Source organism: Niveispirillum sp., assembly GCF_052437035.1.
In the GTDB taxonomy this organism is placed as follows: domain Bacteria; phylum Pseudomonadota; class Alphaproteobacteria; order Azospirillales; family Azospirillaceae; genus Niveispirillum.
In genome coordinates, this window is record NZ_JBQVOH010000008.1 from 81763 (window position 1) to 94170 (window position 12408).

10 protein-coding genes are annotated in these 12408 nt (G+C 63.3%); 4 read left to right on the plus strand and 6 right to left on the minus strand.

Annotated elements, in window-relative coordinates; all coding sequences use genetic code 11:
• Positions 1 to 107: 107 nt before the first annotated feature.
• Positions 108 to 806 (minus strand): Crp/Fnr family transcriptional regulator, encoded by a 699-nt coding sequence (locus ACT6Q8_RS18905; RefSeq protein ID WP_082372236.1) that lies wholly within the window; start codon positions 804 to 806, stop codon positions 108 to 110.
• Positions 807 to 918: 112 nt separating this feature from the next.
• Here ACT6Q8_RS18905 and ACT6Q8_RS18910 point away from each other — a divergent pair, with 112 nt between their 5' ends.
• Positions 919 to 1611 carry a DUF502 domain-containing protein gene (locus ACT6Q8_RS18910; RefSeq protein WP_444733695.1) on the plus strand — a complete coding sequence of 231 codons (693 nt, stop codon included), beginning with the start codon at positions 919 to 921 and terminating at the stop codon, positions 1609 to 1611.
• Positions 1612 to 1714: 103 nt separating this feature from the next.
• Positions 1715 to 3676 carry a multicopper oxidase family protein gene (locus tag ACT6Q8_RS18915; RefSeq protein ID WP_444733694.1) on the plus strand — a complete coding sequence of 654 codons (1962 nt, stop codon included), beginning with the start codon at positions 1715 to 1717 and terminating at the stop codon, positions 3674 to 3676.
• A gap of 49 nt (positions 3677 to 3725) precedes the next feature.
• Here the strand turns inward: ACT6Q8_RS18915 and ACT6Q8_RS18920 are convergent, their stop codons facing one another.
• Together ACT6Q8_RS18920 and ACT6Q8_RS18925 are read right to left on the minus strand one after the other, a co-directional pair.
• Entirely contained in the window at positions 3726 to 6764 is a 3039-nt protein-coding gene (locus tag ACT6Q8_RS18920) for an efflux RND transporter permease subunit (RefSeq protein ID WP_444733693.1), read from the minus strand.
• A gap of 3 nt (positions 6765 to 6767) precedes the next feature.
• Positions 6768 to 7817 carry an efflux RND transporter periplasmic adaptor subunit gene (locus ACT6Q8_RS18925; protein WP_444733692.1) on the minus strand — a complete coding sequence of 350 codons (1050 nt, stop codon included), beginning with the start codon at positions 7815 to 7817 and terminating at the stop codon, positions 6768 to 6770.
• Between the two features lie 89 nt (positions 7818 to 7906).
• On the opposite strand from ACT6Q8_RS18925, the gene ACT6Q8_RS18930 reads away from it, so the two are divergent.
• Positions 7907 to 8587 (plus strand): TetR/AcrR family transcriptional regulator, encoded by a 681-nt coding sequence (locus tag ACT6Q8_RS18930; protein ID WP_444733691.1) that lies wholly within the window; start codon positions 7907 to 7909, stop codon positions 8585 to 8587.
• Here ACT6Q8_RS18930 and ACT6Q8_RS18935 read toward each other — a convergent pair.
• The 3 genes from ACT6Q8_RS18935 to ACT6Q8_RS18945 are packed head-to-tail and all read right to left on the minus strand — an operon-like array spanning position 8584 to position 10703.
• Positions 8584 to 9132 (minus strand): gamma carbonic anhydrase family protein, encoded by a 549-nt coding sequence (locus tag ACT6Q8_RS18935; protein WP_444733690.1) that lies wholly within the window; start codon positions 9130 to 9132, stop codon positions 8584 to 8586. The genes ACT6Q8_RS18930 and ACT6Q8_RS18935 overlap by 4 nt on opposite strands.
• Positions 9129 to 10190, minus strand: coding sequence for an N-acetyl-gamma-glutamyl-phosphate reductase (argC, locus tag ACT6Q8_RS18940; RefSeq protein ID WP_444733689.1), 1062 nt, complete (start codon positions 10188 to 10190; stop codon positions 9129 to 9131). Before argC ends, ACT6Q8_RS18935 begins: the two co-directional genes overlap by 4 nt.
• Positions 10191 to 10241: 51 nt before the next feature.
• Positions 10242 to 10703 carry a GNAT family N-acetyltransferase gene (locus tag ACT6Q8_RS18945; protein WP_444733688.1) on the minus strand — a complete coding sequence of 154 codons (462 nt, stop codon included), beginning with the start codon at positions 10701 to 10703 and terminating at the stop codon, positions 10242 to 10244.
• Between the two features lie 448 nt (positions 10704 to 11151).
• On the opposite strand from ACT6Q8_RS18945, the gene ACT6Q8_RS18950 reads away from it, so the two are divergent.
• Positions 11152 to 12405, plus strand: coding sequence for an MFS transporter (locus ACT6Q8_RS18950; RefSeq protein WP_054167710.1), 1254 nt, complete (start codon positions 11152 to 11154; stop codon positions 12403 to 12405).
• Positions 12406 to 12408: the final 3 nt, after the last annotated feature.

Consider the following 12408-nt stretch of genomic DNA (forward strand, 5'->3'; position numbering starts at 1 on the left):
TTCTTATAGCCCTTCATGAGCCGTTTGAAAAGCAAAAAACGTGTCCGAAAGGCTACACTCAGCAAATTTCATATTCCGACCCCTTGCGTGAGGCGGGATGCTGCCCATCAATCGCCGCGCACCTCTTCCACCATTTCCTCCAGCCGCTCAAAGTCCGGAACGACCAGACTGTTGCCCTGGCGGATGACGATATTGTCGCGTGACAGGTCGCTCATCACGCGCGCCACCGTTTCACGCGTGGTCGAAACGCGCGAGGCGATGTCGGAATGTATGGGCACGGGCGTGATCTCCGCCTTGCCGTCCGGGCGCAGGCCAGCCTTGGCCAGGCGCAACAATTCAGCGTGCACGCGATTATTGGCGCCCAGGGTGGACAGATCCATGATGCGGCCCGTGGAGGCGCGCACGATCTGGGTCAGGCGGTGCATGACCTTGGCGGCCACGCCCGGATGGTTGGTCGCCGTCTCCAGGAACAGGCGCGGCGACATGAAGGCGACCTGCGTTTCGGTCAGCGCCACGATGCTGGCCGACCGGGGGCCGCCATCGATGGCCGACAATTCGCCCAGATAACCACCGGCATCGATATCATCGAAGGTGATCTCGCGCCCCGACAGGGAGTAGTTCACGACGCGAACCCGCCCTTCCACGATCAGACAGACATCACGGCTGTCGGACGACCGGTCCACGATCTGTTCATGGGGATGGAAGTGTCGCCAGCTGCATTGGCGTGCGATGGCGGCACGCGCCTCCGCCGTCAGGCTTTGCAGCAGTTCGATCCGATCGAGATTGGCGTTATGGGCGTCGCTCACGTCGTCTATCCGGGCTTGGGATACGGTCATTGGAATGTATATCTAGGCCGTTCGCCTGCAAACCGCTACGGTTACATCCTTGTTTTTGTAGCAACGGCGGATGGAGACCAGCATGAACGGAACCGATGGCGGGGAAGAGCGGCGGGGCCGGGCACGGTTCGCGGGCTTGCACCTGACGCTGGCGGCCCGGCTGAAGGCCTATCTGTTCACGGGTATTCTGGTCACCGCCCCCATTTCCATCACGCTGTATCTGGCCTGGCTGGTGGTAGATGGGGTCGATAACATGGTCGATAGCCTGCTGCCCGCCCCCTATCACCCCGACCAGTTGCTGCCCTTTACCTTGCCGGGGCTGGGCCTGCTGCTGCTGCTGATCTTCCTGATCCTGGTGGGTATGGTCTCGGCGGGGGTCGTCGGCAATCTGCTGGTGCGACTCGGCGAGGCGCTGGTGGGCCGGATGCCAGTGCTTCGCGGCATCTATTCAGCAGTGAAGCAGGTTTTTGAAACCGTATTGGCCCAGAAATCGGACGCGTTCCGCGAAGTGGTGCTGGTGGAATTTCCCCGTCCCGGCGCCTGGGCCATCGCGTTTGTTACGGGCGGTACCAAGGGTGATATACAACAGGTTCTGGGCGGCGGTGACTGGGTCAATGTCTTCGTGCCCACCACCCCCAACCCCACCTCCGGCTATTTGATGTTCGTGCCGCGCGATCAGGTGAAGCCGTTGGCCATGAGTGTGGAGGATGGGTTGAAGATGGTGGTGTCCGGCGGGCTGGTCGGACCGGAGGAGGCCACGATAAAAGCACCCTGATGCGCGCATAAACATCTACCTCATTCTTGCTTTGATTGAGATTGCCCTACGCCGGACACCTAAGTCATATTACCACCCTTACCCAAGCGAGAGGAGGGGGCAGATGGGACAGGACCGGAACATGTGGCGCGGGGGTGCGGCCTTCGTTGGCGCAGGCCTGTTGCTGACGGCCTGCGGCAGCGTGTCGGCGGAACCGCCGCGCCTGTTGAAGGCACCGTCGGTGTTGAAGTCGGACGAACAGAAGCCGCGCGATCAGGAAAAGCCCCAGGGCTATAACCTACTGTCGCTGGGCGCCCTGAACGCCGCCATTCAGCAGGGCCGTGAAATCCACTATGTCCTGCCCATCAAGTACACGGACGGCACCATCTACAACCCGTCGACGGGCAAGAATGACAAGGTGCGGCTGCGTTCCTACGGCGATCAGTTCCTGGCCCCAATGATCCTGATGGAACCGGGGCAGACGGTGCGCATCAGCCTGCTGAACCAGCTGCCGGCAGAACCGAACTGCAAGATCGATCCGAAGACCGGCAAGCCCTATGCCACCAACGCGCCGCACTGTTTCAACAACACCAACCTGCACAGCCATGGCCTGTGGGTTTCGCCGACCGGCAACAGCGACAATGTCCTGCTGAATATCGAGCCGGGGGTGAATTTCCAGTACGAGTACAATGTGCCGGAGGATCACCCCGCCGGCACCTTCTGGTACCACCCGCACAAGCACGGCTCCACCTCCATCCAGGTGGGCAGCGGCATGGCTGGCGCCCTGGTAATCAAAGGCAGCCGGGTGCCGACGGAATTGTCGAATGGCGACCTGGACACGCTTTTGCAGCCCGTGACGGCCAATGCCGACTTTGCGGCCCAGGTGATGCTGATCCAGCAGCTGCCCTATGCCTGCTTTGACGCGCAGGGAAATATCGAAAAGGACGCCAAGGGTCAGTGGATCTGCAAGGATGACCAGATCGGCAAGGTGGAGAATTTCGACGCGCAGTTCGACCCCAAGGCTTGGTCACAGAGTGGCCGCTTCACAATGTTCAACGGCGTTGTCCGCCCCCAGATGGAAGCCAAGACCGGCCAGATGTATCGCTGGCGCCTGATCCATGCCGGGGTGGAAGAGACGATCAATCTGCGCATCCGCAAGATGGGACCAAAAGCGCCTGCTACCGGTCTGGTGAAAACCGTGAAGGCCGCGTCGGACGAGGTGGCGAAGGCCTGCACCGGTGCCGATGTCACCCAGTATGAGGTGGCGACTGACGGCCTGACCCGCCCGCAGGTGTTCAACAAGACGGTGAACAATCTCCAGCCCGGTTACCGCAGCGACATCCTGTTCGTGCTACCGGAGGCCGGGCGCTACTGCGTCTATGATGATAGCAGCGGCACCGATCAGGTGGCCGGCGAGGACAGCCCCAAGATCATCGGCTTCATTGAGGCCACGGGCGACAAGGTGGCCAACACCGGTGCCGTAGTGAAGGCCAAGCTACTGGAAGGCGCATCGCGCCTGCAAGGTCCAGTGCGCGAGACGGTCGCCAGCGACATTAATGATGCTCTGAAGCTGACCAAGTACGTGCCGCACCCGACCATCACGGATGCGGAGATTGCCAAATGGGGCCAGCCGGACATCCCCATCACCTTCAACATCGATATCCAGCCCAATCAACCGACGCGGTTCACGGTCAATGACAAGGAATATGACCCGGCGGTGGTGAACCAGACTCTGGTTCTGGGTACGGCCCAGCAATGGATCCTGATGTCGAAATTCGTGAACCACCCGTTCCACATCCATGTGAACCCGTTCCAGGTCGTGTCAATCCGGAAGAAGAATCCCGACGGGACGCCGGGACCGGAATGGACGGACGGTATCTATGCGGGCATGCAGGGAACGTGGAAGGACACGCTGATCACCGATCCCAACGCCATCATCACGGTCCGCACCCGCTATAACCGTTATATCGGGGAGTTCGTCCTGCACTGCCACATCCTCGATCATGAGGATAAGGGCATGATGCAGAATGTGCAGATCGTGCTGCCCGGTACCGACGGCAAGGCGGCGGCGATGGGGCATCATTGAAGGGTCGGGGGGCGTGCTGTCGGCCACGGCAGACAGCACGCCCCCGTCCTCAATCCACCTCCTTGGGCGCCAGCAGCAGGTACATGGCCGGCGTCACCAGACGTGACAGGACGGTGGAGGAGACCAGACCACCGATAATGACAGCGGCCAGCGGGGAGTAGAGGCCCGACCCGCCCAGCGCCAGGGGCATGAGCCCGCCAATGGCCGTGACGGAGGTCAGAAGGACAGGCAGAAAACGCACCTCCCCCGCCTCTTCAATCGCGGCCTTCAGCGGGGTACCGGCCCGGCGCAGTTGGGTCGTGAAATCGACCAGCAGGATCGAGTTCTTGATCTCGATCCCGATCAGCGCGATGAAACCGATAACGGCGGTGAAGGACAGGGTGTAGCCCGTCACGAACAGCGCCACCATGCCGCCGATGATGCCCAGCGGAATGACACCGGCCACGACGGCGGTGGTAGCGAAGCTGCGGAATTCCAGGATCAGCACCGCCATGATGCCGAACATGGCCACCAGGATGGCACCCGACAGACCGGCAAAGCTTTTCGACCGCGTCTCCGCCTCCCCACCCGTCATCAGCCGGTAGCCCGGCGGCAGGCCCAGGGCCGACAGCTGTTCCCCGATGGCACGGGCAACACGGTCGGTATTGTGGCCAGTGGCCGTGAAGGCGGTGATGGTCACGGCGCGTTCGCGGTTGAACCGGTCGATGCGGGCCGGGCTGGTGATGAAATGCGGGTCGCTGATGGCCGACAGGGGCACCGCGCCTGCTGCACCTGGTACACGGATATCACCCAGCACCGACAGTTCATGCCGCCCCTCCATGGGCAGGCGCAGGGTGATGGGGTAATCGTCGCCGTCGCTTTCCCGGTATGTCGCCACCGCCTCCCCCGACAGGGACAGGCGCACGGCGCGGTCTACGGCCCCCGCCGGCACGCCCAGAACACCGGCCTTGTCCAGATCGATCCCCAGATCCAGGTCGGTGCGGTCCAGGCGCAGCGGATTGACCACGTCGCGCGAACCGGGCGTGCCCTCGATGATCGACGTCACCTTGGCCGCCAGTTCCTTCAGGACCGGCAATTCGGGACCCAGGATGCGCACCGCGATGGGTGCCTCGATGGGCGGACCGTTTTCAAACACCCGCACGATGATCTGCGCACCGGGATATGCTGCCAGCCGGGCGCGCAGCTTGTCCAGTTCCGCTGTGCTCTGCCGACCCTTCCATTCCGTCAGGCCGACAAAGATGGCGCCATGCGTGGGATCATCCTCCCGCGGGGTGATGTTGTAATAGATGCGGGGGTTGCCATGCCCGGCATTGGCCATGACAAAGCGCACGTCCGGCATCTGCCTCACCTGTTCTTCCACGAACTTCACGGCCTTGTCCGTCTCCGCCAGGGGCGCGCCGTCGGGCAGGTCGATCTCGATCAGGAATTGCGGAATGTCAGCGGGCGGAAACAGGCTGAACCCGATGCGCGGTACCAGGGCTACAGACCCGGCGAACAGGATTGTCGCGATCAGGACCGTGATACCGGGCCGTTCCAGCGCCCGGTGCAGGACGGGACGATAGACGGCGTGGATGGCGCCCATCACCCATTGCAGAGCCTTGTTCCCTTCCGGGTCCTCATGCCGTGACAGGATGCGCGCCGCCAGGAACGGGATCATGGTCAGCGCCACGAACAGGGAGGCCGCAACCGTCGCCAGGACAGAGACGGGCAGCGATTTGATGAACTTGCCGGACCCTTCGGGCAAAAACATCAGAGGCAGGAACGCCAGCAGCAAGGTGGCCGTACAGCCCAGGACCGCCACCGCGATCTGCCGCGTGCCCTCAATCGCCGCCTCTTCCCGACTTTTGCCCATACGCAGATGCCGGGCAATATTCTCCGTCACCACGATACTGTCATCGACCAGCAGGCCCAGCGACAGGACGAAGCCGGCAATGGACAGTTGGTTCAGGGTGAAGCCCGCGAATTGCAGCACCGTCACACCGATAGCCAGCGACAGCGGAATGGCCAGCATCACCACCAGCGAGGCGCGCAAGCCCAGCGGGATCAGGGTGATCAGCACCAGCCCCAGCGCGATGGCGAAATCGCGAAACAGGGCCGACAGACGCTTGGCGACGTTTTCTGACTGATCGAAGCCGCGTTCCAACTTGATATTTTCCGGCAGCGACCGCTCAAACTCATCCAGCGCCGCATAGGCATTCTTCTTCAGCTCGAAGATGTTCTGCCCCGGCTTCTGGTTGGCGGTAACGAACACCGCCCGCTTGCCGTTGAAGCGCGCGATATGGTTGGCCTCATCCGCCGCCCAGGTGACGTCTGCGACATCGCGCACCCGAACCACCCGGCCATCGGACGCACGGACAACGGTATTGGCAATATCGTCGAGCGTGTCGAAGTCACCCTCAGTTTTCACCGTGAAGCGGCGTTCACCGGCATGCAGGGCACCCAGGGGCACGGCGGCTCCTTCGGCCTTCAAGGCGTCGGCCACCGCCGTCACCGGCAGGCGCAGTTCGGCCAGCCGCCCGGCATCGACGGCGACGCGCACCTCCGTCCGCTCCTCCCCCCAGATCTCGCTTTCCCAGACGCCGGGGACCCGGTCGATAATGTCGCGCAGATCATCGGCCCGCTTGCGCAGTTCCAGCGCAGAGGCACCGTCACCGATCAGCGCCACCTGCATGAAGTTGGTCAGGGCGGTGTTGAACTTCTTCACCTCCAGCCGGACAAGGCCGGCGGGCAGTGTCGGGCGGATGGCATTGACCTCCCGCACCACCTGATCATACTTGCGCTCGGCGTCGCTGGACCAGTCGAACTCCACCGTGATCACGGCAACCCCGTCGCGAGTGCGCGACGTGATCTTGTTGATGTCGTCCAGACTGTCGATGGCATCTTCCAGAGGGTCGGTGACCTGCTTTTCCAGGTCGATCGTATCGGCACCCGGCAGCACGGCCACCACCAGGATGGTGGGGATGGGAAAGCTGGGGTCTTCTGCACGCGGAATGGACAGAAGCGAGCTGACGCCCATGGCGGCCAGCATGGCAAACAACACCAGGGTGAATTGCCACTGGCGCACGGAGAAGGCGGCGATATTGCCCATGGTTCACTTCCCCGCCGGCGCGATGGTGATGGCGCTGTCGGGCCGCAGATAGGCACCGCCAGCCGAGACGACGCGTTCACCCTGCGTCAGGCCGCCGGCCACCAGAAGATCGGACCCGCGCAGGCCCGCCACCTTCACCTGCCGCCGCTCCACGCCCTTGCCATCGGCCTTCACAACATAAAGCGTAGCCAGATCACCAAACCCTTCGATGATGGCAGATGCTGGCACCGCCAGCGGCGGGGCAGCGCCACCGGGTCGGGGAGCAATGTACAAGGTGACAATGCGCCCGCTGGACAAGAAGGAAGGCGCGTCGGGCAAGGTCACCTCCACATCGAAGACGCCGGTGCCCGTCGCACTCTTGGCCGCGATGCGGGTGACATGGCCCGTTAGCCTGCCTTCTGGTAGGTCCAGTTCAACGGCATTGCCGGTCCCGATGCGAGCCACGTCGCGGTCGGACAGGCCGGCGCGCACGATCACCCCGCTTTCACGATCCCCGATGACCAGGGCCGTGGTGCCCGCCGGCACGATCTGCCCCGGCTCCAGCGGCCGTGCCAGCACCACGCCGTCGGCGGGAGCTGCAATCTCCGACAGGCCCCGGTTAAAGGCGATGGCATCGCGGTCGGCCTGCGCGGTGTCCAAGGCCGACTTGGCGGCATCGACCCGGGCGTTTTCGACAAAACCCTTTGCGACCAGCGGCAATAACCGGTCCAGATCCTGCCGTGCCTTGGTAACCCGGGCATCCGCCGCGCGCAGCTGTGCATCCACCTCCGTCACCTGAATGCGCGCCAGCCGCTGACCGCGTGTCACCGGGTCGGCGATATCGACCTGAAACCCCTCCACCTTACCCGCCACCTTGAAGGAAAGCGGGATTTCCCGCTTGAAGGCGACGCTGCCGGTGGCCTTCACCATCTGCGCCTCCGGTGCCGGGCGGGCGACACTGACCGACACTGGCACAGGTGGGGCAGCGGGTGCCGCCTGTGCCGTATCGGGATCGGCCTTGCCACAGGCAGATAGGGCAAAGACCAGGATCAGCGGGATGGACGCGCGCAGCATGGCACACCTAACCTAACAGCGATAAGTTTACGGTGTTAGGTTTAGTCCGAACGCGCTATAGGTCAATAGGGATTCTGAAGGTTGATGGCATGGTTAACGAAAAAGTCGGGCGTGCAGCAAATCCGGGCAAGCGGACACGGCTTCCCGCCGCCGAACGGCGCGCGCAGATCCTGGCCGTGGCCCGCGACCTGTTCGTGACGCAGGGGTTTGAACAGGCCAGCATGCGCCGCATCGCCGACGCCGCCGGCATCACACCGACCGCGATTTACGACCATTTCGCCGACAAGGAAGCGCTGCTGACCGCCATCGCGGCGGATTTCTTCGATGGTCTGGTGGCGGCCATGACGGTGCCGCCGGACGCGGCGACAGACCCGCTGGGCCTGCTGCGACAGCTAATGATCAATTATGTGCGCTATGGCCTGGCGCATCCCAACGAATATCGGCTGGTCTTTATGACCAGCCTGTCACGCTTCGTGCCCACTTTGGGCCATCGCGGCCTGCCCTGCTCCGGCGTGGTGCCGGAGGAGGTGGCGCAGAAAACCGTCAAGGCCATGCAGTCCTTCGGCATTCTGCAAACCGGCATCGAGCGGCTGGTCGCCGCCGGCCTGCTGCGCGCCGACGACCCGGAAGGCTTCGCCGACAGCGTCTGGGCCATGGGCCACGGCATCGTCTCCCTGGTCATCACTAAGGGCGACAGCAACTTCACCCCCATCGACCGCTGGATCGATACCTCCATCGGGATTTTGATGGACGGGATGCGACCACGTTAGCCGACGCCGCCCCCAACCTCATCCAGATAGACCTTCGCCATTTCCGCATAATGCGGGGCGATGGACATCTGCATCCTGATGTCATCCTCGGTCAGGGGGCGCAGGAATTTGGCAGGGCTGCCGCCCCACAATTCGCCGGACTTCACGCGCTTGCCCGGTGTGACCAGGGCACCGGCAGCGACCATGGCGCCCGCCTCGACCACGGCGCCATCCATGACGCAGGCCTTCATGCCGATAAAGGCCCCATCCTCCACCACACAGCCGTGCAGCAGGGCCAGATGGCCAACGGTGACATTGTCGCCGATCGTCGTGCTGAACCGGTTGCGGGTGCAGTGGACGACGCTGCCATCCTGGATGTTGCTGTTGCGGCCAATGCGGATGGCATTGACGTCACCACGAATGGTGACGCCAAACCACAGGTTAGTCCCGGCCCCGATCTCCACATCGCCGATGACCGTGGCATTGGCCAGGAATACCGACGGGTCGATGACGGGCAGCTTGCCCTTGAAGGGCAGGATGGTGGGGATGGGGCGCGTATGGATCACGGGAACACCGGAACGACGTCCAGGCCCAAGGTTTCATCAAACCCGTTCATGATGTTGAAGTTCTGCACGGCCTGACCCGACGCGCCCTTCATCAGATTGTCGATGACGGAGACCAGGATGGCGCGGCCTGGAATACGGTCGGCAAAGACGTTGATCAGAGCCAGGTTGGACCCGGCCACATGCCGCGTCTGCGGACCGACACCGGGCGCCAGCACCTTCACAAAGGCCTCTCCCGCATAGGCCCTTTCCAGGCTGGCGCGCAGGGAAGCGACATCCACCCCGTCCTTCAGGCGGACATAGGTGGTGGCCATCATGCCCCGGTTCATGGGGATCAGGTGCGGGGTGAAGGCGATGCGGATATCGGTGCTGCCGGCGGCCCAGCCCAGGCTCTGTTCAATCTCCGGCGCGTGGCGGTGGGAGGCGATGCCATAGGCATGCATGCCTTCCGCCACTTCGCAATAAAGACTGCCCTGCTTGGCATCGCGGCCAGCACCCGACACGCCCGACTTGGCATCAATGATGATGTCATCGGCGGAAATCAGACCATCCTTCAGCAGCGGCAGCAGCGGCAGCAGGGACGCCGTGGGATAACAGCCGGGATTGGCGACCAGCCGAGCCGTGGCCACCTGTTCGCGCGCCACCTCCGACAGGCCGTAAATAGCGGTTTCTTGCAGGTCGACGGCCTTATGGGCATGGCCATACCATTCGGCATAGGTATCGACATTGAACAGCCGGAAATCCGCCGACAGGTCGCAGACGCGGACATGGGCGGGAAGGCCGGCGATCACCTCCTGCGTGGTGCCATGCGGCAGACCACAGAAGACGAAATCCACCTCGTCCCAGTTCACATCGGCGATCTTGGTCAGGGCCGGCAGGTCATAGGGGGCCAGATGCGGGAACACGTCGGCCACCGGCTTGCCGGCGGCGCGTTCCCCCGTCAGGGCCGTAATACGCACACGCGGATGGCGCAGCAGCAATCGCATCAACTCCGCTCCCGTATAGCCGGAAGCGCCCAGAATGGCGACGCGTACGGGGGGGACGGCGGAAGCGGTGCTCATTTACTGCGATCTCCTGGTCAAAGATGGGTGCCCCACACTGGCACCCGTCCGTTACAAATACAGCTTCATGCCTTCATGCGAAGCATCAAAGCCAAGGCGCTGGTAGAACCTGTGCGCATCGGTCCGCCGCTTATCGGTGGTCAGTTGCACCATGCCGCAACCACGGGCGCGGGCCATATCCAGGCAATTTTCGATCAGAACGGCACCCAGCCCCTTGGAACGCAGGTTGGAGGCCACCCGCACCGCCTCGATGGTGCAGCGACGCATACCCTTGCGGCCCAGGCCGCGCGCATAGTTCAGCTGCGCCATGCCCACCACGCGGCCATCCAGGTCCAGAATCAGGATCTCGGCATTGGGGTCCAGGATGATCTCGTCCCAGGCCTCGTAATAGGGCTCCAGGTCGGAGGCCCCTTCACGCCCCTGCCCCAGCATGTCATCGATCAGCAGCGCCACCATCTCCGGCACGTCGCGGCGCTGCGCCACGCGGACCACGACATCATCCTTGATCGACATACATTCCCCCTGAAAGCCAGGGGACCATCATAGAGCGCGAGGGGGCGGGACCGAACCAATTTCGCATATCGCATGCGGTTGAAAAAGAAAGGCGCCACACCTGACTACAGTTGACTGCAATCAGACATGACGCCTTCTCATTCTTTCGTGGCTGAAGGGGACAGATGGGCCGTCCCCGCCACGGAGGAGGTAGGATGCTGACACATCCGAAAACCATCCGCCTGCATCTCCGGTTTCTCGGTGTTACCCTGAAGCTGGAGATTTGCTGGTAGGAAGGAATGTCCTGGCGGTGTTCGCGCACCGTCAGGACGCCTCCATATATACGCGAAATCCCACCGTCTTTCAACGCCGCCACCGGGCGCGGCCCAGCGTTGCAGGAAGCGCCCTTAACGGATCACAAGGCCGGGGCGCATAGTTTCCATCTGTCGCCCGTTACCTGCCCGGTCCCATGTCCGATGCCTCCCCGGTCGATCAGCCGACCAGCCCCTTCGCCTATACCCCCTATCGGCTTTTCTGGTTTGCCCGTATCTGCGCCATCCTGGCCCTTCAGATGCAGATCGTTGCCACCGGCTGGCGCGTATATGACGTGTCGGGCAGCGCCATGGCGCTGGGCTTCATCGGGCTGGCGGAGTTTCTGCCCTCCATCCTTCTGGTACTGGTCACGGGCCATGTTGCCGACCGGTTCGACCGCCGCCGCGTGATCAATGTCTGCCAGGGGCTGGAAATCGTCGCCATGCTGGTGCTGTGGATGGCGCTTTGGGATGACAATACCAAGGCGCTGTGGCCGGCCTTCCTGTCAGTCACCATCCTGGGCACCGCCCGTGCGTTTGAGATGCCGGCGGCGGCATCGCTGGTGCCCAACCTGATCCCGCCCGCCATCTTTCCCCGCGCGGTGGCGTTGAATTCATCGGCGTGGCAGGGGGCGTCCATTGTCGGGCCGGCGCTGGGCGGGTTGCTTTACGGCTTTATCGGCCATTGGGTCTTCGCGCTGTGCGCCCTGCTGTTCATGGTCGCCTTCATTCTGGTCCGGTTCATCAAGCTACCGCCAAAGACCAATCCTGCGGCGGTGAAGAAGGTCAGCCTGGAAACCCTGTTCGCGGGTTTCCGCTTCATCTGGGGCAAGCCCATCGTGCTGGGCGCCATCTCACTGGACCTGTTCGCGGTGCTACTGGGCGGGGCGACGGCGCTGCTGCCGGTTCTGGCCAAGGATCAGTTCCATGCAGGTCCCGTCATGGCCGGCATCCTGCGCGCCGCCCCTTCGGTCGGTGCGCTGGCGACGGGGCTGGTGCTGGCCTTCTGGCCCGTGCGGCGGCGGGTGGGCCGGGTGCTGTTCATCTGCGTCGCCGCCTTCGGCGTCGGTACCATCATCTTCGGGTCCACCAGTTCGGCCATCGTGGCGGGTATTGCCCTGATCGTCATGGGCGCGGTGGATATGGTCAGCGTCTTCATCCGCCAGTCGCTGGTGCAGCTGGAAACACCCGATGACATGCGCGGCCGCGTCAGCGCCGTAAGCAGCTTGTTCATCGGCGCGTCCAACCAGTTGGGTGAGTTTGAAAGCGGCCTGACGGCCCATTGGTGGGGTGCCGGTCCCGCCGTGATCGTCGGCGGGGTCGGCACGCTGGTGATCGTGGCGCTGTGGTGCGTTCTGTTTCCCGCCTTGCGCAAGGTGGACCGGTTCCCCGGCGCCCTGGACAAGGGCTGACAG